19 protein-coding genes are annotated in these 21927 nt (G+C 36.5%); 8 read left to right on the top strand and 11 right to left on the bottom strand.

Features of this window, described 5'->3' with window-relative positions; genetic code table 11:
- Positions 1 to 30: 30 nt before the first annotated feature.
- Together QCQ61_RS13380 and QCQ61_RS13375 are read right to left on the bottom strand one after the other, a co-directional pair.
- Positions 31 to 1191 carry a T9SS type A sorting domain-containing protein gene (locus QCQ61_RS13380; protein ID WP_279448146.1) on the bottom strand — a complete coding sequence of 387 codons (1161 nt, stop codon included), beginning with the start codon at positions 1189 to 1191 and terminating at the stop codon, positions 31 to 33.
- A gap of 315 nt (positions 1192 to 1506) precedes the next feature.
- Entirely contained in the window at positions 1507 to 1635 is a 129-nt protein-coding gene (locus tag QCQ61_RS13375) for a hypothetical protein (RefSeq protein WP_279448145.1), read from the bottom strand.
- Positions 1636 to 1994: 359 nt separating this feature from the next.
- Between QCQ61_RS13375 and QCQ61_RS13370 the strand changes: the two genes are divergently transcribed.
- Positions 1995 to 2456, top strand: coding sequence for a helix-turn-helix domain-containing protein (locus QCQ61_RS13370; protein WP_279448144.1), 462 nt, complete (start codon positions 1995 to 1997; stop codon positions 2454 to 2456).
- Entirely contained in the window at positions 2425 to 3009 is a 585-nt protein-coding gene (locus QCQ61_RS13365) for a VapC50 family PIN domain-containing toxin (protein WP_347814835.1), read from the top strand. Before QCQ61_RS13370 ends, QCQ61_RS13365 begins: the two co-directional genes overlap by 32 nt.
- An 85-nt stretch (positions 3010 to 3094) precedes the next feature.
- Here the strand turns inward: QCQ61_RS13365 and QCQ61_RS13360 are convergent, their stop codons facing one another.
- The 4 genes from QCQ61_RS13360 to QCQ61_RS13345 form a co-directional block, all read right to left on the bottom strand.
- A complete protein-coding gene (locus QCQ61_RS13360; protein ID WP_279448143.1) occupies positions 3095 to 3409 on the bottom strand; it encodes a type II toxin-antitoxin system RelE/ParE family toxin in 315 nt (104 codons plus the stop codon).
- Positions 3391 to 3633: a hypothetical protein gene (locus tag QCQ61_RS13355; RefSeq protein ID WP_279448142.1), complete on the bottom strand. Its 243-nt coding sequence runs from the start codon at positions 3631 to 3633 to the stop codon at positions 3391 to 3393. The genes QCQ61_RS13360 and QCQ61_RS13355 overlap by 19 nt, the downstream gene beginning before the upstream one ends.
- A gap of 521 nt (positions 3634 to 4154) precedes the next feature.
- Positions 4155 to 4514, bottom strand: a complete 360-nt coding sequence (locus tag QCQ61_RS13350) for a DUF4411 family protein (protein WP_279450267.1) — start codon at positions 4512 to 4514, stop codon at positions 4155 to 4157.
- Between the two features lie 206 nt (positions 4515 to 4720).
- Complete coding sequence (locus QCQ61_RS13345; RefSeq protein WP_279448141.1) at positions 4721 to 4942, bottom strand: helix-turn-helix domain-containing protein; 222 nt, start codon at positions 4940 to 4942, stop codon at positions 4721 to 4723.
- A 704-nt stretch (positions 4943 to 5646) separates the two neighbouring features.
- Here QCQ61_RS13345 and QCQ61_RS13340 point away from each other — a divergent pair.
- The 3 genes from QCQ61_RS13340 to QCQ61_RS13330 all read left to right on the top strand — a co-directional run bounded on the left by QCQ61_RS13340 (position 5647) and on the right by QCQ61_RS13330 (position 12650).
- Positions 5647 to 8637: a SusC/RagA family TonB-linked outer membrane protein gene (locus QCQ61_RS13340; protein ID WP_279448140.1), complete on the top strand. Its 2991-nt coding sequence runs from the start codon at positions 5647 to 5649 to the stop codon at positions 8635 to 8637.
- A 195-nt stretch (positions 8638 to 8832) separates the two neighbouring features.
- Entirely contained in the window at positions 8833 to 10059 is a 1227-nt protein-coding gene (locus QCQ61_RS13335; protein ID WP_279448139.1) for a RagB/SusD family nutrient uptake outer membrane protein, read from the top strand.
- 35 nt (positions 10060 to 10094) lie between these two features.
- Positions 10095 to 12650 carry an alpha/beta hydrolase family protein gene (locus tag QCQ61_RS13330; protein ID WP_279448138.1) on the top strand — a complete coding sequence of 852 codons (2556 nt, stop codon included), beginning with the start codon at positions 10095 to 10097 and terminating at the stop codon, positions 12648 to 12650.
- A gap of 30 nt (positions 12651 to 12680) precedes the next feature.
- On the opposite strand, the gene QCQ61_RS13325 is transcribed toward QCQ61_RS13330, so the two are convergent.
- The 5 genes from QCQ61_RS13325 to QCQ61_RS13305 form a co-directional block, all read right to left on the bottom strand.
- Positions 12681 to 12941, bottom strand: coding sequence for a DUF6520 family protein (locus QCQ61_RS13325; RefSeq protein ID WP_279448137.1), 261 nt, complete (start codon positions 12939 to 12941; stop codon positions 12681 to 12683).
- A 487-nt stretch (positions 12942 to 13428) separates the two neighbouring features.
- A complete protein-coding gene (locus QCQ61_RS13320) occupies positions 13429 to 14895 on the bottom strand; it encodes a MauE/DoxX family redox-associated membrane protein (protein ID WP_279448136.1) in 1467 nt (488 codons plus the stop codon).
- Positions 14896 to 15192: 297 nt separating this feature from the next.
- Positions 15193 to 15873: a hypothetical protein gene (locus QCQ61_RS13315; RefSeq protein WP_279448135.1), complete on the bottom strand. Its 681-nt coding sequence runs from the start codon at positions 15871 to 15873 to the stop codon at positions 15193 to 15195.
- A 235-nt stretch (positions 15874 to 16108) separates the two neighbouring features.
- Positions 16109 to 17047 (bottom strand): helix-turn-helix domain-containing protein, encoded by a 939-nt coding sequence (locus QCQ61_RS13310; RefSeq protein WP_279448134.1) that lies wholly within the window; start codon positions 17045 to 17047, stop codon positions 16109 to 16111.
- 14 nt (positions 17048 to 17061) lie between these two features.
- Positions 17062 to 17436 carry a DUF7793 family protein gene (locus tag QCQ61_RS13305; protein WP_279448133.1) on the bottom strand — a complete coding sequence of 125 codons (375 nt, stop codon included), beginning with the start codon at positions 17434 to 17436 and terminating at the stop codon, positions 17062 to 17064.
- 426 nt (positions 17437 to 17862) lie between these two features.
- Here QCQ61_RS13305 and QCQ61_RS13300 point away from each other — a divergent pair, with 426 nt between their 5' ends.
- The 3 genes from QCQ61_RS13300 to QCQ61_RS13290 all read left to right on the top strand — a co-directional run bounded on the left by QCQ61_RS13300 (position 17863) and on the right by QCQ61_RS13290 (position 21581).
- Positions 17863 to 20271, top strand: a complete 2409-nt coding sequence (locus tag QCQ61_RS13300; protein ID WP_279448132.1) for an aminotransferase class I/II-fold pyridoxal phosphate-dependent enzyme — start codon at positions 17863 to 17865, stop codon at positions 20269 to 20271.
- A 77-nt stretch (positions 20272 to 20348) separates the two neighbouring features.
- Positions 20349 to 20972: a hypothetical protein gene (locus QCQ61_RS13295; RefSeq protein ID WP_279448131.1), complete on the top strand. Its 624-nt coding sequence runs from the start codon at positions 20349 to 20351 to the stop codon at positions 20970 to 20972.
- 366 nt (positions 20973 to 21338) lie between these two features.
- Positions 21339 to 21581 carry a hypothetical protein gene (locus QCQ61_RS13290; protein WP_279448130.1) on the top strand — a complete coding sequence of 81 codons (243 nt, stop codon included), beginning with the start codon at positions 21339 to 21341 and terminating at the stop codon, positions 21579 to 21581.
- Positions 21582 to 21927 lie beyond the last annotated feature (346 nt).

Here is a 21927-nt window from a genome sequence, read left to right as displayed (position 1 = left end):
TTATAAATTGACACACTTAATTGAATAGACTCACCCGCTCTTTACAATTCGGAACACTTTCCTAAAATCCTCAGTAAAAACAGTAACAAAATAAATGCCTTCTGTTAAGTCATCAACCTTTAACTGTGCCTGCTTGGTATCAATAGTGTAATCCTTAATTCTTTTCCCTAAAACCGAATATATTTCAACCTTCGTAATCATTCGATCCAAGTTTATATTCAACACATCTCCAACTGGATTGGGATAATATTGAAGTGAAGTAAAAGCATATTCATTAATAGCGAGATTGCAGTCTTCAGTAAATTGGGTTTGTGGTGGCACCAATGTAAAGTTCTGCTCCGCAAAATCTACATCATCTACGCAAATAGTTGATAAATTTGGGTTATTGCTTATAACATTTAAACCCGAGGTAGATGATAATCCGCCATGGGTTACATTTATGCTACAGTCTGTATTGGGCACTAACAACTCATTATTGCCATTTTTTAGATTGATATATTCCAAAGCAGGACAATTGCCAATAAATACGGAACATAAATCGGGATTTTCTGAAAAGTCTATAGTTTCTATGTTATTATTTCCTAGACTTATAATCTTTAGGTTCGGCAGTAGTGAAAAATCCAGATCGTCAATCACAGTACCGTAAATTCCCAGCGCCTCCAAAAGTGGATTAGACGATAAATCCAGAGTTTCAACATTGGTGTCCTCTAGCTTTAAAATTACAAGATTGGGATTGTTTGATAAGTCCACACTTTCCAAACTCCCATAGGCTGCATTCAAAAATTCCAGATTAGGGTGGTTCGAAGTGTCAATTTCTGTGATGTTAGTATTATCTATATATAAAGTAAACAAGGCTGTGTTTTGCGAAATATCAAGACTACTCAAGTTCGTTCTACCAATAACCAATAATTCTAAATCGGGATTATTTGATAAATCTACTGTACTTATTGGGTTTGAGGAGCAGGTTAAACTCGTTATATTTACAAAAGCCTCAATCCCCGTAAGATCCGTTATATTCTTGTCGTGTACAAAAATATTGGTCGCAGCTTCAGCCTCACTTACCTGTATCTCCCCATCTCCATTGGTATCTATAACCGGGTGGTTCTCTAAAAGCGCTTGTTTAAAATTGGCATCCGGAATGTTTACTATCTGTGCCGCCAAAAATTGACCGCTAAAAAGTGTCATTAACATAAAAAGGAATTGTAACATATAGAAATAGCCTGTGATTGTTTTGCGTCAAATGTATGATTATTTATCATAATTATTGGTGTCCTAAAAATGTAAGTTTATATAAGTGCCAAGCGTTCTAAACGCAATTAATTGTGACAAATGCTATCTAAACAAAAACCCACGCATTGCGGAAAACCGTAAGTGTGGGTTTTTTTTTAATTGGGGAGAATATCAAATATAATAATTTTTGGTTAAGTAGGCTATATCATATTAGATGTTATAAAGATAGAAGTAACTTTAAACTTTAAATTCGCTCAGTCAAGTATATCCATAACACTAAAAGTCCATATAGAATCGCCAGAAATACATTGCCTTAAAATTCCAGACTACCTCCCCTCTGGGGAGGTCAAAACTGCCTTTTCCGGCAGTTTCCTGCCCGTCCGGCAGGCGGGTGGGTGGGGACATATATGCGCAATTTAAACTGAAATCACTGGCATAAATCGAACAAAATTAACAAATTTGAGGAAGGTGTAGCCCCAAGCCTCATATTGCGCGCTACAATCACCGTAAATAGGTTAATGAGAAAAGGTTATGTTTGTTTAGTAGAGTAGTACGAATGATAATTTACATATTTGAATCGTGGTATTTGAGGCACCCGCAGGTTTTTCCGAAGCGGAACCGAAGGGTGCGGTGGTGTAAGAGGCGCATTCCGTTCCCACTTAGGAGTCGTGCCATCTATGCCTCTATATGATACGTTGTAGTTTTTAAATTTAAAATATATGGCTGTTTCGATTAATATTGGGTAGAACTATCTAAAAACGGCAGTGACGAAGGAAACTTTCATTAAAATTAATAAACTTTCAAAGGACGAGCAAAAATTAGCTGTAGAATCGTATGATGCTTTGACTTCTGTTATTGATCAATTACGGTCAAAAAATCCAGAGATTGAAATTCAAGAAACACAAGAGAGGATTAAAATACCTTTAAGTGCCTTAAAGTTTTTAAATGAAATACTAAAAGCGATGAGTCAAGGTAAACCATTTTCATTGGTTCCTGTTGCAACTGAAGTTACAACTCAAAAGGCAGCTGAAATCATAGGTTGTTCAAGACCTCATATAGTTAGGTTGCTGGAAGACGGGCAAATAGAATATACTAAAGTTGGTAAACACAGAAGAATTAAGTTCGAAGATGTTATGAGATATAAAAAGAATATGAAGAAAATTCAGAAACAAAATATTATTGATATTATGAAGTCTGACGAAGAATTGGGACTATATAATTCATAGCGTTAGATTTAAATGTGTTTTAGATACCAATGTAATTTATCCAATTGAAATCCGGGACCTGTTATTTTGGTTTGCCTATTATGATTTGTTTACTCCAAAATGGAGTACACATATTTTTAATGAATGGAAAGCGGTGACGTCAAGAAAAGGTATTAATGAGGTAGAAGCAAATAAAAGAGTAGATAGAGTAAATAAAGCGTTCCCAGATGCTTTAGTTAAAAATTATTCTGGTTTAGTTGGTAGTTTAGAATTACCTGACCCTAAAGACAGACATGTACTTGCAGCAGCAATTAAAACAAATGCAAATGTTATTGTAACAAACAATATAAAGGATTTTCCTAAAGAATATTTATCGTCTTTTGGGTTAACAGTAAAAACAGCGGATGATTTTTTGACAGATATAATCGATTTAAATCCGGAACAGGCAGTTAAAGCTTTTAAAGAATTAGTTTTAAATAGAAGAAATCCAGATTTGGATGAGTTTCAAGTTTTGGATATACTTAGAAAGAGAGGGTTAAAAGATACTGCCGATTTTCTTCATTCCCAGTTGTAGTCAATCAAATTATTGCCAAGGGTACCGTCAAGATAAGTGCAGAAATTCAATATTATTGCAATCGCGCGGCAGTGCGGGGGCAACCTTATTTTTTGTTTTCCAAAATTTTCAACAGTTTTTTAGGATTTTGTCGGTTATCCCAAATTGCTGTTATTATTATTTCTTTATCATTAAATTTATAGAAAATGCTGAAATTCCCAAGTGAAGCTACTCTCGTATCTGTAAAATCAGTCACTTTGAAAATTAATGGTTGTTCGGCTATTTGTTTTGTTCTTTCCGAAACTAATTTCAAGAGTTTTTTTGAATATGTGTTCGATTTATTTCTATTTACCCAATATTCTAAAATTCCTACAAATTGAAGGTCGGCTGTTCTAGTCCAAATTACATTGCGTTTAGCCATTCTAGATTTCTTTTATCCATAGCTTCTTGAGAAATCAGTTTTCCTTCTTTAATATCCTGTTCACTCATTTCGAGCATAATTTTTTGTTCTTTCGTCAATTCAATAATATCAGATTCCGAAGAACTTGAAGTGATTAATTTGTCTAAAGCGACTAAAAAATCTTTATTCCTAATGGATAATATCTTGTCTATCAGTCCGTTTCGTATATTATCTACAGTTGCCATTTTACTTAAGTTTAAGTTATAAATATCCGAAAAGTTTCTTGTTTTTCCTAATGTTGCACAACATGCGTATATACAACATAAAAGTGACGTATATATCGCACTTGTAGCGCGTTGTAGTTTTGTTTGTCTTTTTCAAATATAAGTCAAAATCCGTTTCCGCTTATACGGAAAACCGTAATAGTGTGTATTTTAACCAGGGAGAATACCAAATATAAATATTTTGTCGGTTTCAAAAGCCAATGAAAAGCAATATAAATGCAACAATAAATTGATACGCTTTCTGATTCAATTTTGCTTGGTAAAGGCGCTAGTGGGAATGAAATATAATGTTGTGGCACACGCGATGCTCCCCAAGTCTCGGGAGCGCGGTGGCGGGGATTAAGCATTCCTTCTAAGGATCCCAAATCTTACCCATTTTCAAATCTGAACAAAAAAATAAAGCCGCTTAAAGCGGCTTATATGAGTTGGGTTTTTATAAATTATGGGGTTGTGCAACGGTTGCCGTTGCTGTACGCTGGCTTTTATTTGAATTCAATGTCAATACCTTGATAGATTTTTAATAAATCAGGTAGTGTCATTACTTTAATGTCAAGCATCTTACAGATAGAAGGTATTTTTTTAAATGCTTTGTGGTCATTTCCATTTTCAGATTCTTCCGTAATGATAACAATTTCCTCCTTTTCACTTTTCTTTATCAAAGCAAGTATTATCATTCTTGCATCAGCTGTTTCTAAAAATTCTTTTTTACGCTCTTCAAATTCAGCATCATTAAGTCGTCTCGATAAAGGTGTTCTGAAATTATCATTTAAAAGGTTGTAAAATTTCTTTGTTGAAGGTGGAAGTAAATCTTTTGTTTTTAAAGGAAGCTTACATGTTAAAATTGAGTTACTTTAATGCGATATGTTTGCATAATTCAGTTTATTCAAATAATGCCAGAAGTTTAAACAGTATCTCCAGAAACACATTATTTTAAAACTCAAGCCTACCTTCCCTCTGGGGAGGTCAAAACAGCCCTTTCTGGCAGTTTCCTGCCCGTCCGGCAGGCGGGTGGGTGGGGACATATGCATAGTTTAAACCAAAACATAACTTAAATAAAAAACTCCTTAATATCAATCTTAAAAAAATCAGCTAAGTCAACTAACGTTGCTACGGTAGGATTACTTTCCGCTCTTTCAATGCGCCCTATTTGATTAGCAGATTTTCCAATTTCCAATCCTAGTTTAAACTGTGACAGTTCATTTTCCTCGCGGTATTTTTTGACAACACAGCCTATATGGATTCGAATTTTATTGAAGTGATCATTTCCCATTCCATAAAAGTTGCAATTGCAAAAGAATTTTATTAACACATATATGTGTTAATCAAATATTTTTTTTATATTTGTTTCATTAACATAAATTTGCGATTCTTCTATAAGCAAAAATATTAGAAGCATTCGCTTTGAATCTCGGATTGAAAACTGGTAATTTTTAGACAATGAGACGATAAGCAGATTGTTCACGACCCGGGCGTGGCTTTCTTATCGTTGTCAGGTATACCAGTACCCCAATCCGGTAAGTTGAGTTCCACGCCTTTTTGTATTTGGCTTGGCTGATATTTTCTTCTCAACTTTCCTTCAAAGTCATACGCTTCTTCCACTGCACTAGTCCTCGCAATATTGATAAATTAAAAATTGCATATACTCAATTAGACATTAAACATTAATCATTTAAAATTCGTGCCTATGCAGTGAAAAATCTTGTCCCTTCAAATTTAGGCCGTTCCAAACCCTAGTAATAAAGCCTCCTCCCGAACCCTTCGGGAGGTTGAAGGGATTTTAAAATCATCAAACCGTCAACCGACAACCGACAACAGACAACAGACAACCGACAACCGACACCAGACAACAGACAACAGACAACAGACAACCGTCAACAGACAACCGACAAAAAAAAGACCCGCTCCCCAGTTTTCGACGACAATCGGAGCAGGCCAGAAAGTTAAAATTAATATAAACCTTAACCATGCAAAACTATGAAAAATAAGCATAGGCAAAGGCTGCTCCTTGCAGGTATTTTTGTCTTTTCTCTAGCGCATAACTCCCCACTTTTATCACAGAACCTACCACTAAAATCTATTAGTGGTACCATTACCGATGCACAAGGCCCTCTTAGCGGAGTCAATGTCTTGGTAAAAAATACTTCCCGAGGAAGTATTAGCGATCTTGAGGGGCGCTATTCGGTTACTGCATCCTCAAACGATACACTTGTTTTTAAATATTTGGGGTATAAGCCTGTCGAAGTTGCAGTGGGTATCAATAGTGTTATAAATCTTGCGATGCAGCCTAATGCTACTGCATTGGACGTAGTGGTTATTAATGCTGGGTATTATAAAGTTTCCGATAGAGAAAAAACCGGTAGTATTACCAAGATTTCCGCCAAAGAAATTGAAAACCAACCAGTAGATAATCCGCTGGCCGCTTTGCAGGGACGGGTGGCTGGATTAAATATAATTCCCCTTACGGGTTTATCAGGTGGTGGCTATACCGTTAATATCCGTGGAAAAAGCAGTATTGCTGCAGGGAATGAGCCCCTATATGTCATCGATGGTATACCCTATAATTCTAGTACGCTTAGTGACCAAAGCCTTTCTGGCGCTATTTTGCCCGGAGGACAATTAAGTCCCCTAAGCTTGATAAACCCAAACGATATAGAAAGTATTGAAGTACTCAAAGATGCAGATGCTACTGCCATATATGGGTCTAGAGGTGCTAATGGCGTTGTACTTATAACTACCAAAAGTGGTAAAGCAGGAGATACAAAATACTCAGTAAGTGCAACCTCAGGTGTGGCTCATATCACAAGAGGTGTAAATACGCTAAATACCCAACAGTATTTAAAAATGCGGAAAGAAGCCTTTGCCAATGATGGCATTACAGAATATCCAGAATATGCCTATGATATAAATGGTACTTGGGATCCGAATAGATATACCGATTGGCAAAAACAACTTATGGGCAAAACGGCTAGACTGCGCACTTGGGAAGCTTCAATTAGCGGTGGTTCTAAAAACAACCACTTCTTAGTTAGTGCCGCACATCGTAATGAAACTACGGTCTTTATGGGCGATGCCGAATATGGGCGTACATCGGTTCGTGCCCAGTTAGATCATAGTAGTAAGGATTCTAAATTCAATATAGGCTTTTCTGCTGGATATACCATAGAAGACAATAATCTCCCAAGCGGAGACCTTACCTTTAAAGCAATCGGCTTGCCACCCAATGCCCCAACCCTCTATGACGAAAATGGAGACCTCAATTGGGAAAATGGCACTTTTGACAACCCCTTGGCACAGCTCAATGCCAGTTATACTTCCAAACGAAATACTCTAGTTTCAAGTATAAATGTCAGTTACAAACTGTTTAAAGATCTAAATATTAAAAGCACTTTTGGATTTCAAGATTCTAGAATAGACGAACGCCGAATCCTGCCAAGCACCATATATAACCCTGCTTATGGCTTCGATAGTAGTTCCTCTTCTGTAGATAGTAATCAGGGTTCCCGTAATTCGTGGATTGCCGAGCCCCAACTCAATTATAGCCACAAGCTGGCAGGAGGCAATTTAGAAATATTGATAGGGGGTTCTTTTCAAAGTGAAACACGTCAATGTTTTTCGCAGCTCGCTTACGGTTTCCCAAGTAATAGTTTGTTGGGCAACCTTGCTGCTGCCAGTTTACAGTTTATTATTAACGATAATACAACCGATTATAAATATGAGGCAGTATTTGGTAGATTAAATTACAATTACAAAAATAAATACATCCTCAATCTCACAGCGAGAAGAGATGGCTCCAGTCGTTTTGGCCCGGGAAATCGTTTTGCGAATTTCGGTGCAATTGGCGCTGCTTGGCTATTTAACGAAGAACAAATTGTAAAAGAAAATCTACCTTTTTTAAATCTTGGAAAATTAAGGGGTAGTTATGGCAGTACGGGCAACGACCAAATAGGCGACTATCAATATCTAGATACCTATTCCGTTAGCGGTAATCCTTATAACGGTACTATAGGGCTTTCTCCTACCCAACTTTTTAACCCAAATTTTGGTTGGGAGATAAACTATAAGGCCGAAATAGCTTTGGAATTGGGTTTTCTAAAAGATAGAATATACCTTGAAACCAATTACTACCGCAACCGCTCCACCAACCAATTAGTGGGAATGCCATTGCCTAGTACTACAGGCTTCCAATCCATACAGGCCAATCTTGGCGCTAAGGTTGAAAATTCCGGTTGGGAAATTAATCTGCGAACTTTAAACGTAAAAGGTGAAAAATTTAAGTGGAATAGCATTTTTAATATAAGCCTTCCTAAAAATAAATTGCTAGCGTTTCCAGGTCTGGAGGCAAGCACTTATAGTAATCGTTACGTACTCGGCCAACCCATCACCATACGCAAACTATATCATTTTACAGGAGTCGACCCACAAACAGGTATCTATCAGTTTGAGGATTATAATGGCGATGGTTCAATCAGTTCCCCTGACGATAGACAGTATATAGTAGATACCGCCCCAAAATTTTATGGCGGCCTGTCAAACACATGGAGTTACGGCAACTGGCAATTCGATGTTTTTTTCCAGTTTAGTAAACAACAAAGTTTTAATTATTGGTACGCAGGTTCCCCAGCCGGAACAATGGTTAACCAACCTACAGCTGTGTTAGATCACTGGCAACAACCCGGAGATAACGCCCAAACCCAATTGTACACTACTGGCTCAAATGCAGAGGCAGTAAATGCCTTTTACAAATTTAGTGTTAGCAGTGCCGCTTTTAGCGATGCCTCTTACATACGCTTAAAAAACACTTCCATTAGCTACACCCTGCCTTTTGAAAAAATGCAATGCAAGTTGTTTTTAGAAGCGCAAAACCTACTAACCATTACCAATTACAAAGGAGGAGATCCTGAACAACTTACAGGCTTTCTGCCACCCCTGCGAAGATTTAGTGGGGGAGTGCAACTTAATTTCTAATTTAAACTGAGAATGATGAAACGTAATAACAATAACAAAAAATGTCGATTTCGTTTTTTAAGAAAAATGTGCGCAATATGGCCTATACTAACATTGCTTTTTTGCTCTTGTGAAAAAAGTTTAGATGTCGGCCTCCCCGAATCTCAACTCACGGGAGTAGCTGTTTTTGAGGACATTGCAACCGCTCGCGCTGCTATGTCAGAGATTTATGCCCAACTGCGCGACAATAGCCTTGTCAGTGGCGGTACTGGTGGGTTGGGGGTTTTAATGGGCTTGTATGCCGACGAACTTGATTATTATGGCACACCAGTAGGTTCTGTGGGACAATTTTACAATCATACCATTTTATCTACCAACGAACAAGTTTCCAGTTTCTGGAATTCTAGCTATAGTATAATTTATGGATGTAATGCCATTTTACAAGGCTTGGAAAAATCTACCAAACTAAGCCTTGAAGATATTGAACCCCTTCAAGGGGAAGCTCTAGCTATTAGATCGCTTACACATTTTAATTTAGCCCGATTGTTTGGCGATATTCCATATATAACTACAACAGACTACACGGTAAATAGCACCGTCTCGCGTTTACCGATACAAGAAGTATTAGAATATATAGTTAACGATATTCTTGAGGCCCGCTCACTTTTGCCAGAAGAAAACTTTATAGGAAATCATATATATGTAGATGGCACAGTCGCTACAGCATTATTGGCAAAGGTTTATTTGGAAACAGAGCAATGGCAATTGGCCATTGAAGCCACTACAATGTTAATAGAAGATGGCCCATTTGAACTTGGCGAAAACGTTGAAAATGTTTTTCTAAAAAATAGCCCTGCTACCATCTGGCAATTAAAACCACGAGAAGGCAATAATACTATGGAAGGACAGACTTTCATCTTTACTGTTGGTCCACCGCCCTTTGCCGCTCTTAGACCAGAGTTTGTTGGTGCTTTTGAACCTATGGATACACGCAGAGACTTATGGATAGGGGAGGTTACTAACGGTTCTGATACCTGGTATTACCCTAACAAATATAAATTGAATACCCCAGGAAGAAGCGAGGAATTCTCCATTGTATTCCGCTTGGCAGAAATGTATCTAATAAGAGCAGAAGCACGAGCACACTTAGGAATACTCAGTGAAGCAAAGAACGATTTAAATGCAGTCAGACAGAGGGCTAGCTTACCGCCCATCACGGCCACGTCTCAAGAAGAAATATTAAATGCCATTGCCACCGAAGTATTTCATGAGTTTTTTTCAGAACACGGTTTAAGATGGTTCAACTTAACCAGAACCTCAAACGCAACGGAAACCTTGCTACCTATAAAACCTGCTTGGCAACCCACAGATGTGCTCTTGCCAATACCTCAATCTGAATTGCTTGCTAACCCCAATCTCTTACCGCAAAACCCCGGTTACTAATGTTACGTAAATCCTTAGCAATAAAACAGAAGTTTTTGAAAATATATTTTTTTGTTTACTTTTTAGCCAGTTGGGCTTGCTTTCTTTGGGGGCAAGCTCCTGCTAAAAAATTGCTTACTCAAAATGATTATTTACAATTCACAGAAATGTCAACGCCCATTTTATCTCCAAACGGTAAGTGGAGCAGTTTTAAATTATTCTCCCAAGAGACAGTAGATACTGTAAAAGTTGTAGCCACAGATGGTAGTAAAGTTTATGCTTTTCCCGAGAGTTATGGCACGAATTTCAGTAATAATGCACAATGGTTTGCCTTTAAAAACCAACAAAAAGGCTTTGGACTTCTAAATCTAAATACCGGAAAGTTAAAATATAATCTCGATGGCACTTCATATAAATTCTCTGAGGATGGAAACCTGCTCGGCTTAAAAACCACAGGGCATCATGGTAATTCTCCAAAAGGCCTACTTCTTTACAACCTATCTAAAAATGACAGCCTGTTTCTTGAAGGAGTTTCAGCCTATAATTTTAGCCCAAATAGCAAATATCTGCTATACATCGCTAGTCGAAATGAAGATGTATCTGTCAATCTATTAAACCTTTCCGACGGAAGTAGTATAGTTTTAAATGAACGGGCAGAATCTTATAGTAAATTGCTTTGGAGCGATTCGGGAGAGCAATTTTTCTTTGTGCAAAATGATTCTATATTGTATTATGGAAATGCACAATATCCAACAAAGCTAATTTCTCAATCGCTAAAAGCCCCACTTTTTAAAAATATGCATATAGGTTTTCTTGCTCCGTTTTTCTCCAAAGACGGAAGGAGGGTGTTTTTCTATATGCATAGGAAAATTATACCTGTCAATGCCAACGATACTTTACCAAGTGTGCAAACCTGGAAAGGCTCCGATAAATGGGTTTATCCTAGAAAAATAATTGAAAGTACGCCAGAAAATTGGCAGATGCTATGCTCATGGAATCCTATTAAAAGAAAATTACAACAAATAGCCTCTCCCGAAAAACCTCAAATAGTGCTTACTTCAAATCAAAAATATGCACTTCGATTTAATATAATGGATTATGAGCCTTTATATCTGCAACATCCAAAAGTCGATATATATCTATTAAACTTAGAGTCTGGAGAAGAAAAATTGCTTATTGCAAAACAACAAACGGGGGGAGGGTATATACAACTGTCACCAAGTGGAAACAATATCGCTTATTTTAACGGGAATGATTGGATAAATTATAGCATATCTAAGCAACAATTTACAAACCTTACAAAACGATTTACAACCGTTCTTTATAAAGAAAAACATGATAGGCCAGAACCGTTAATCCCGTATGGGATGGTGGGATGGACACAGGACGATACGGGTGTTTTAATCTATGATGCCTACGATATATGGCATATTTCCATAAATGGTAAATCATACAAGCGTCTCACTCGTGGTAGAGAAACTAAAACTGTTTATCGATTACCAACCAATTTATTAAAAGGTTACCCACCAATTCGAACCCCAGAGTTTTATTCCTACGAAATTGACCTTTCTAAAGAATTAATTATGTCGATAAAAGGGACTGATAAATCTTCTGGATACGCTGTTTTATCACCTAACGGTATGATTAAAAATTTTGGAATATTCGCCTCAAAATCACACGGCCTCCAAAAAGCAAAGGATGGAAAAGCTTATGTTTTCATAACCGAATCCCCAAATACACCTCCGCAGTTATATTATATAAAGGATTCCGAGAAATCGACAAAACTGATTTACCAATCCAACCCTCAATATAAAAATTTCGTAAATGGCAAGAGAGAGTTAATTACTTATAAAGCCGGAGTGTGGAAAAACTTAAACGGAATTCTGTATTATCCCGACAACTATCAGCCCGATAGAAAATACCCTATGATTGTTAAAATTTATGAAGTACAATCACATAATTTCTACAACTATTGTTTCCCGTCCTTATATACGAGAGATGGCTATAATCCAGAAAGTCTTACTGCTGAAGGCTATTTTGTATTCGAACCGGATATAAAATATCGCATTGGCAATCCCGGTATATCTGCAGTGGAATGTGTAACGGCAGCCGTTAATAAAGTGCTCTCACTTAATGTGGTTGACAAGGATAGGGTAGGGCTCTTAGGTCATTCTTATGGAGGGTACGAAACAGCCTTTATAGTGGGTCAAACCAATATATTTAAGGCTGCAGTTGCTGGAGCACCAGTTACGAATATGTTGAGCTATTATTTGAGTATAAATTCTGATGATGGTTTACCGCAAATCTGGCGCATGGAACATCAACAATGGCGTATGGGTAAATCGTATTTTGATGATCCCGAAGCATACCGCCAAAATTCGCCTATAGAACATATAAAAAACATAAATACCCCCTTAATGATTTGGGAAGGCGATCAAGATAGAAATATCCACTGGTTTCAAAGTGTAGAAATGTATTTAGCCCTCCGTAGATTAAATAAGGTTGTAACCTTTTACGTGTACCCCGGTGAAGCCCACGATATAGATATTTCTGAAAATCAAAGAGATTTAAGCCAAAAAATAATCGAATGGTTTGATACGTATTTAAAATAAAAATGGCGCCCTAACAGGACGCCAATCTTACTAATTCTGTATCGGCAAATACAGTGTGCGTGTACACTGCGAAGCAGCATTCATCCCAAACACCTGTTTGCTGCCAACTTTGCAAACAGTTAACCCATTGGGACTGCACTCAATCGAAACTTCGCAAGGTGTACTAGCGTGAATATAACCCTGCTCTAATGCAGTATTTTCACTATCGGCTCCCTTGGAAGCAAAGGCAGCCACGATGGCTACCATAAATACCGCAATCGGTAATACAATTTTACTTATCAAATTTTTCATATTAATGTAAATTTAAATTAATGCCTACTCTCTTTATCAGGTTTTCGGCCTTCCCTGTTCTTGCAAGATATTTTTATAACCACTATCAAGGGCAATCCGCCATTGTCAGGGTGAGCTAGCCTGTCCTGAGCGGAGACGTAGGGCAGTCGCACCCCTCGTTCAGATGAATCAACAATTTCCAAATCCCCAACCCCCCGGTCAACCTTTCACTCCAACTAAAAATCAATTCGTGAATTCGTGGCCAAACCTTCCATTCTAACAAACCCCGAATCCCAAATTAACGAATTCCAAAATAAGCTGATTCGATTTCGTTTTCGTTTTCGATTTCGATTTCATTTCCAACCTAACACCCAAAGATCCCCGAGTGATCGTCTTGGCTAGCCCTGATTCCCTTCATTCGTGGTTCGTGGTTCCATTTTGTCTTACGTCCTACGTCTTACCGTCCTACTTCATATTCATTTTCACTTCACAGCCCTAGCTTAGGAACTCACCTAAGCTCATAAACAACCAGATACTTATCCATTATAGCAAACAGTTTATCGCCATTTACGGTGAAAGAATTCATTTTATGTTTTTTGTGGTGGTATATATAAAAACTGTGCAGATAAGTGTTATCAAGTAAATCATAAACATCAATAATTGAAGCTTCCTTAAGCATTTCCTTAGGCTCAAATCTTCCAAGTCTGTCAGATTGTACATATAAATAAGTGCCAAAAGTTGCAGCATATACATTTATTGGGTAGGAGGGAGAGGCCAATTTTAAATTCCCTGCATTATCTTTCCCAACCTTAACTTGCGCTATAGAAACGGTATCAATGGTTTTACCGTGGTTTATGTTATTTAGAGTAGGAGCGAAGCAGATATATTCATTTCTATAGAAATATATATAAACAAGGCTGTTTAACTGCCGGTTATAAAGTAATTGTCCATCTGTATCGAACAGCCCATCCACCTGCTTTTTTAATATATTATCTGTATAAGTAAATCGAAGCGTGTCTCTAAAATCAATAATGCCAATTTCATTTATCGAACTTCTACCTCCTACAAACCTAATAGCTGTTTTTACACTATCTATCGGTATGCTGTTGGTAAAGAATATGGTGTCTGTTAATATTCGGGTTGCCTTCCAATCTGCAATATTTCCTCTAAATATTACAGGCACCATCCCATCAGCCACATAAAAATAGGGAGGGAGTACATTAATTTTTACAGATGTAAAAGGTAATTCCATCTCATCAAGCGATATTCTATACTCTCCAACTTGGGTAAGTTCGGTATTTAGAACCTTTATGTTAAGCGGCGCAGTTGAATTTCCCAAATATACTTGCTCTCCATCCGCTCCCGCTATATACCACGAATTAAACGCAAGATCTACCGCCTTGTCAAAAACCGCACGTGTAGGTGGATACCTACGTATAAAGGCATTATTTCTGAGCATCTTTCGCTCCGAAAAGGCAAACAGCAAAGTAACTATCCCAATTCCGATAACAATCAGAGTGGCAAGCAAAAGTAATTTCGCTTTGTTATTTTTTTCGGTAGTGAAAAAAACCACTACTCCCGCTAGGATTATAAAAACAAGATTAAAGATAAAGTGCTGTGTCCAACTCATTTTTTCCAAAACTCCTCCGCAAGAGCAGGGTATAAAGTCAGAGTAATTTAGAATAATAAAAATATAGGCCGTAAACATGGCCATTAGGGTAAAGGCGGCGTAAAGGGCAATTGTTCTAAATTTTGGCACCATCAATAACAAGGCAATAGCCATTTCTATTCCTGGGACTAGCCAAGCTATAAAGCCAGCATAGGCACTGAGTAGGGGAGACTGCGCTAGTTGCACAGTAAATGTTTCAAAATCTAATAATTTGCTAATAGCCGCATAAACAAAAAGTAGTATAAATAGATAGGAAACAAGCCTAACCATAATTCTGAAGAAAGTTCTGTTCTTTGGTAATGCCATAATATCCTTAAGCTGAGTAATTTCTAGCGAGATAAAATTAGAGCTAACTAAAACAAAACCCGCACCGATTCTCGGTATAAATAAACCGTTTCCCGTTCAAAATATACCGTTTTCCGTTCACGATAAATCTTACCGAGCCTGCCCTTCGCGCAGCCGAAGAGTCATTGCGAGGCCGTAGGCCGTGGCAACCTCTACATGATTACACCTACCACACCAAACACACACCCACAACTAACAAACTTCCATCCAGCATCCAGCACCCAACACCTTTACCACAAACACAAAACGACCACAAACTCATACAAAACCTCTTCTCCGTGCTTCCTGCACCAGCTCACTATCAGTTAATTCCGCAACTCCAAAAAACTCTTTTATTCTAATCTTTTTTCTATATATTACTGAAGCGGAGAGCAAAACTTTCTTGGGAAGAACATTTATTGGCGTCCCAATAGAAAGCTCATAGAGAATTTCATAATCCAAACTATCCATTACTCCATTTGCCTCTAAATATTTATGGAATAACTGTAAAACAGTCTTACTATAAAATATTTCTCCTCTACTTAGGTCATTAAAAGCGCTATTGACTGTTTTCTGGGTACAGTCTCTTACATCTATAATACACGTGGGGTTTATCTTCTGATACAACATCTTCATTTTATAAACAGTTGTGTTTTGTACACTTACCATAATTCTAATAGCTGGATAATGGTTAGTAACAAATGCCAAAAAATCTATTGCTAATTGATGTTTCTTCTGATTACTAAAAGGAAAATTAAAATTGACACAGATAAAGTCATACCTATATTTCTCAATAAGCTCTTGAAGATTGGTGCTCTCAATATCAATTTCAGAAATCCAAGTCGTCTTAATAGTAGAATCCACCTGATTTCGTGAAATCTCATTTAAACCATTGCTATAAACATCTATCAAAACAGGTAGATGCTCTAGAATAAGATATTTCCAAACTTTAGTTCCCATAATCTCATTACCAACTAACAGCCTGAGTAAATTTCAAATCAACACAGCTATGCAATTGGTTAAATTAAATTTGTATTTAAAGGATTTTTTTTAAAATGGGATATTTGCACCCGAATATAAACCAGCAAATTAAATGGAGTAGTAAGTGTGAGTAGTTGTCTAAATGTATTCTGTAATTTGTTCGAAATCTTACCCACATCTACTTTAATCCCCCAATCCGCAAGTCCTTTCGTTTCTATGCCTTTCTTATTTTGCTGGGAGCTATTTCAAAATAAGCGCTAAAGTCCTTACTAAAATGCGTCTGACTTTTATAGCCACAAATTTTTGCAATCTCGCCCATTGATAAATTGGTGTTTTCTATTAATAATCTTGCTTTTTTCATGCGCTCTTGTTTGCAAAATCGAAATACAGATGTGCCATACAATTTTTTAAAACCGTATTTAAGTTTGAATTCATTGATTGCATATTCATGAGCTAAGTCCTTTAAATGAGGAAGTGGTTTATCTAGATTTTTTAATATGTAATTATAAATATTTTGCAATGCGTATCTGTCTTTTGGTCGTAATAACGTATTTGGCAATTTTTTTTTGCTCTTTATGGTATCCGATTCAGTTAATTGTTTTTTAATATCCTCCAGCATTTTACTTCTAAGCAATGGTTGATAGCTATCTATCATAATATATTGTGCTTTTGCAATCTTGTCATAAATAGATACTACTCCACAAGAATACGCGCGCTCTATATTGTTTTTACTTCGTAATATCATCTCGTGTTGCTTATTATACCTCTCCGAGAATAGTATTTTACTGCCAACTAATCTCCATAACTCTATATAGTTTTCAGACAAGATTGTTGAAAATGATTTATTGATTAATTCTGTAGCTTCATAGCCCAAAATCATATTTACATTATTCGTGACAAATAAAATCTTATAGTTATTATCTAAAATAAATACCATGTGGATATGCTCATTTTGCGAACTTCTTCTTCGCATATCGCTATAAAATTTTAAGGTCTCCTTCATTTCTTCTCCCATCATATTGAGCACCACGCTTATTGTTTCAATCGCGTCATCTTCTGCAGTACGCGCAACTCTTAAGCTAAAATCTCCTTGAGCCATAGCCTGTATTACTTGTTGGATGTCCTTTAGCCTTTCAATATCTATGCTTCTCATGGGTGATTTGCATTTTATTGGTTTATTTTTAGAAAAATAATTGCTTTATCCCGATCGGTAAAAACAGCAGTAGGTACTAAGGGCACGTTTCGGAATAAATAGTATTTTAACATCACCTTCGCGATATTTCTATCGTCAAAAATTGCGATTCTTCGCGTTAATACAGAGCCTTCTAAAGCCAGATAATCTCTTGCCATTTTACTGCTGTCCATAATCCCACGGGTGTCACAAAAAATAGCCTCCCTTTTTCCTTCCTGAAATTGTAATCTACTTGCAACAATATTTTTTGCTATATCAATATTCAGATAGGGGATTGGCTTATATATAACAAATAAGATATCTCCATCAGTCCAAAACTTACAGAAATTTGTTTCGTGTACCCGTTCCATTGGTCCAGATTTTTCCTAGTAACCCTACCAAATTAAAAAATATTTTTCAAAAAAATAAAATTTATTGTGTGCCTAAGGGTCAGAAAACCATCATATTAAGCGAAATTTTTACTCTAAGGGATTTATTTTGTTACCTAAGGGATTATTTTAAGTCCTACACCTGCCAATATTTTGGATTCCTATATTTTTTTCGCAAACTTTAATTCATAGAGCCTGCTAACCTTATTAAAATAGTAGCTTTTTATAGTTAAAATCTTAATCATGATATGGATCAATTTCGGCCTCAAAGTATGTTCTTCAAGGCAACTTATATCAACGCGCATTTATAGAATCACCGTTTACCCACGCCCTCCAAATCCTAAGCTAAAAATTCAATAATTCTCCATTCCCTATTAAATTAAATATGTATCAACAAAATTTGAAATCATGGCAAAAATTAAACACAACAACTTTATGGATTCTATTGATGAAGTAATAAGCAATGCAAAACAACAAGGAGTAATCCATCTATATGCAGATGGAAAGAAACTTAACGGACGTAAAATTGGTATCGCTAATAAAGAATTATATCACTTCGGCACTACAGGATATTTGGGGCTGGAGCAGGATATTCGTTTAAAAGATGCCGCTTCTAAAGCAATCTACGATTATGGTACCCAATTCCCTTTGTCTAAAACCTATATATCACATCCCTTATATGCTTCCCTAGAAGAAAAACTCTATGAAATGTATAAGCAACCAATAGTAGTAACTAAAAATAGCACTTTAGGTCATATGGCAGTTATACCCACCGTAGTAAGAGATGAAGATGCAGTAATTCTCGATCATCAAGTACACTGGTCGGTTCAAAGTGCAGTCCAAAATTTAAAAATAAGAAACGTTCCAGTCGAAATGATTCGTCATAATAATTTAAATATGCTCGAATCAAAATTAAAGGAGCTTAACACTAAAGCCAATAAAATCTGGTATATGGCAGATGGAGTCTACTCAATGTTTGGCGATTTTGCACCTATTTCAGAATTAATGAATCTCACTAAGAAATATCCTCAACTTCATCTATATATTGATGATGTCCATGGCATGAGTTGGCGGGGAAAACACGGCACAGGGTTCGTAGCAAGTAATTTCCAATCCCTGCCAGAAAATATACTTCTATTCACCACACTAAGCAAAACATTCGGCGCTAGTGGTGCTGTTTTAGTCTGTCCAAATAAAAAATTTCACCAATACATTAAAAACTTTGGCGGACCCCTTACCTTTTCAGCTCAGTTAGAACCCGCATCCGTAGCTGCGGCTATCGCTTCTGCAGATATTCATCTATCCGATGAAATTTATTCTCTCCAAAATCAATTGCAAGAACGAATTATATATTTTAATGAATTACTAGAAAATACCTCCTTACCATTGGTAGATAAAAACAGCTCCCCAGTCTTTTATATCGGTACAGGTATGCCGGCAACCGGCTATAATTTTGTAAAAAGATTGTTGAAAGAAGGTTTCTTCGTAAACCTCGGTCTTTTTCCTGCAGTACCAGTTAAAAATACAGGAGTCCGAATTACCATTGCTCGCCATAATCAAAAAGAGGATATGAAAAAATTGGTTGCAGCAATGGAATACCATTTTCCTCTAGCCCTTCAAGACACTCAAACTTCACTCCAACGAGTTTCAAAATTGTTTAAACTCCAATCCAACGGTCAAGGAAAATCAACTTTAAACGAATCTGATATATACCTTACATATCAATCCAATATCGGCGCAATCGACAAAAAGTTTTGGAATACATATATGGGGAATAACAATATTTGTGATTGGGAGGGATTACAATTTTTATTTGAAGCATTTTCACAAAATAATGATAAAGAACATAATTGGAATTTTCACTTCTATATCGTTTTCGACCAAAATAATGTTCCTGTCGTTATAACCTTCTTTACCACGGCTATTTGGAAAGACGATATGCTTTCCCCTCTATCAGTATCTCAAAAAATGGAGGAAAAGCGGAAGGTAGATAAGTATTATGCTTCTCAAAAGGTAACAGCTATGGGGTCTCTATTTTCCGAAGGCACGCATCAGTACACTAATATAGATCATCCAGAATGGCATCAGGCTTGGCGAAAAATATTGCATCACCTCGAAATCACAGCTAAAAAAGAAGGTAGCCAAATTACTGTATTAAGAGATTTTAAAAATTCAACCTCACCTTTAAATAATTTTTTTATCGAACAAGGTTTTATAAAAATTCAAATGCCAGACGCCTGCGTCATCCCACAAATTACCTGGAAGGATAAAACAAAATATATACAGTCACTATCAAAAAGGTCTGCAAAACACTATCGAAAAGATATTTTGCCTTATGAAGAATTGGTTGTGGTTCAGACAATGCAGTCCCTGCCACAAGCTACCTTAATAAAGTGCTACCAATTGTATAAAAATGTAAAGAATAAAAATTTTGCTATAAACACTTATACATATCCATTTGAAGTATTTCATAATATGAATAAAAGTGCACAATGGGAATTCATATTGCTATACCCTAAAACCGGAGTAGGAGTAGAAACCCCATTAGGAGTAATGTTTTGTTATAAAAACAGTAATAATATTTATGTGCCCTCATTAGTCGGATTAGATTATTCCCAATTAAAAAAATATCAGACTTACCGTCAGTTGCTTTATCAAACAATCCTTATAGCTACTGCACAAAATTTTAAATCCATAGACTTCGGTATTTCAGCCAGTTTCGAAAAGAAAAAATTAGGAGCTACCATCATCCCAATGCACGCCTACATACAAGCAGAAGATAATTTTGTTTTAGAAAGATTAGAAATAATGCGATAGAATTATTGTGTGCTACACAAATCAAAATTTATAGAATACTATAAACATTCCCCCGTACCTTATTAAAATAGAGAACCATGGAAACAAAGATAACTGATTTTTGGAATCACTTTTTAGCTATTCAAACTGATTTAATTGAGACTCAATGTAAAGAGAATTTAAAACTACATAGCGAGCTTTTTGATACTTTAAACACTAAAGCGGTCAAAATCCATCCTAAGATAAGAATTTTTGCCTTATACATAATGCGAGAAAATATCAGGGCCAAATTAGTATTCCCCTCACATGGCAACAACCAATTAAAAGCGCTTATTTTCAAAATTGTTAATCGAGCTCCGTATTCAGATTTTTGGGAGTTTCAAATAGGTGTTTCTCCATATAATGGCTCCATTATACAACTTTGTTCAACAATAAATTTCTTTGATCTACCTACCACTGTTTTTCAGATTTATTTTGCAGTGCAAAAAATTTATAAGTCGTCAAATAAATTCCATCTTATCATATATATGGAATTGGATAGAAGGTACTCTAAATTCGATCTACAAGCGGCTATGGACGGTATCTTAATGCTTTTTTTAGGAGATGTGCTTTATTTTAATCACATCAGCAGATTTAAAATTGTTCGTCGTAAATATTCTGCTATTCGCTTTTTGCCTTTAGAGGAACTCAAAAACCTCATTCAATACAAAAATCTAAATTAACTCCTAAGCATAAGAAAATCAATGCTACTTTCAAATTGTTTAAAGTAGTTTTAAAAAATATGAATGTATGGTTGGAGAGCAATCAATACTACTTTCATTCTCAATTAATGCATATTCCCTATACCTTTCAAGCTACTCTAGTGCTACATTCATGCTAGTGTTTCCCTAGTCAACCCCTAGTATCACACTACTGTGTTAAAATCTAAAACCCCGTTTTTCCTTAATTAAAACCAAAATAATAGCAATCATAAATCTTGGTTCTAATTCATTAAAAATAATTTTCAATGATAAATAATTGTCACATCAAATTAATCATTTCTGTTTATAGAAATGTTCCGCAAACATTTACTATTCTAAAAAACCACCATGTACCCCGATGAAGAAAATAGCAAAATTCCAACTTCCCAAAAAAGTTCCCGTACCTCTAGAATAGTAATTTATCCAAAGGACATCCAACTCCTTACCGGAAAGTCATACCGTCATGCCCTCTACTTAAATAAAGAAATAAGAAACTACCTTCACAAAAAAAAGCACCACCTCCTCACCATCTACGAATTCGCAGACTACACCGGCATCAACCCCGAAATCATAAAACACCACCTAAAATAACCCAACCCCAAAACGCAACCCAAATGTCAGAGCAAGCAAAATGTCAGCAAGCAGCCCGTCCTGAGCACAGACGAAGGGCAGTCGAACCTCCTTGTTCTAATAACTTCCAAATCCCCAACCCCTGCGGTCAACCTTTCATTCCAACTTAAAGTTTAATCACGAATTCGTGTTTATTCCTTTCGAGCGCCAGCGAAGGAAAATAATTCGTGCGTCTTCCACACCACTACGTTTTACCATTCATACTAACCAAAAATCAATTCGTGAATTCGTGGCCAAACCTTCCAAACCCTCTCTAAATCTTCATTAAACCTATCTCGCCTGCCCGGCACGAAGTAGACGGGTCATT

The organism is Aequorivita marisscotiae (assembly GCF_029814825.1).
GTDB lineage: Bacteria > Bacteroidota > Bacteroidia > Flavobacteriales > Flavobacteriaceae > Aequorivita > Aequorivita marisscotiae.
Note: the sequence above shows the minus strand (reverse complement) of the source record. Positions and strands in the feature narration are given on the sequence as shown.

Coding starts and splice junctions, on each gene's coding strand:
- QCQ61_RS13380 (WP_279448146.1), bottom strand. CDS start 1,191: ATGTTAATGACACTTTTTAGCGGTCAATTTTTGGCGGCACAGATAGTA.
- QCQ61_RS13375 (WP_279448145.1), bottom strand. CDS start 1,635: ATGTCCCCACCCACCCGCCTGCCGGACGGGCAGGAAACTGCCGGAAAA.
- QCQ61_RS13360 (WP_279448143.1), bottom strand. CDS start 3,409: ATGGCTAAACGCAATGTAATTTGGACTAGAACAGCCGACCTTCAATTT.
- QCQ61_RS13355 (WP_279448142.1), bottom strand. CDS start 3,633: ATGGCAACTGTAGATAATATACGAAACGGACTGATAGACAAGATATTA.
- QCQ61_RS13345 (WP_279448141.1), bottom strand. CDS start 4,942: ATGGGAAATGATCACTTCAATAAAATTCGAATCCATATAGGCTGTGTT.
- QCQ61_RS13340 (WP_279448140.1), top strand. CDS start 5,647: ATGAAAAATAAGCATAGGCAAAGGCTGCTCCTTGCAGGTATTTTTGTC.
- QCQ61_RS13335 (WP_279448139.1), top strand. CDS start 8,833: ATGTCAGAGATTTATGCCCAACTGCGCGACAATAGCCTTGTCAGTGGC.
- QCQ61_RS13325 (WP_279448137.1), bottom strand. CDS start 12,941: ATGAAAAATTTGATAAGTAAAATTGTATTACCGATTGCGGTATTTATG.
- QCQ61_RS13320 (WP_279448136.1), bottom strand. CDS start 14,895: ATGGCATTACCAAAGAACAGAACTTTCTTCAGAATTATGGTTAGGCTT.
- QCQ61_RS13315 (WP_279448135.1), bottom strand. CDS start 15,873: ATGGGAACTAAAGTTTGGAAATATCTTATTCTAGAGCATCTACCTGTT.
- QCQ61_RS13310 (WP_279448134.1), bottom strand. CDS start 17,047: ATGAGAAGCATAGATATTGAAAGGCTAAAGGACATCCAACAAGTAATA.
- QCQ61_RS13305 (WP_279448133.1), bottom strand. CDS start 17,436: ATGGAACGGGTACACGAAACAAATTTCTGTAAGTTTTGGACTGATGGA.
- QCQ61_RS13300 (WP_279448132.1), top strand. CDS start 17,863: ATGGCAAAAATTAAACACAACAACTTTATGGATTCTATTGATGAAGTA.
- QCQ61_RS13295 (WP_279448131.1), top strand. CDS start 20,349: ATGGAAACAAAGATAACTGATTTTTGGAATCACTTTTTAGCTATTCAA.
- QCQ61_RS13290 (WP_279448130.1), top strand. CDS start 21,339: ATGTACCCCGATGAAGAAAATAGCAAAATTCCAACTTCCCAAAAAAGT.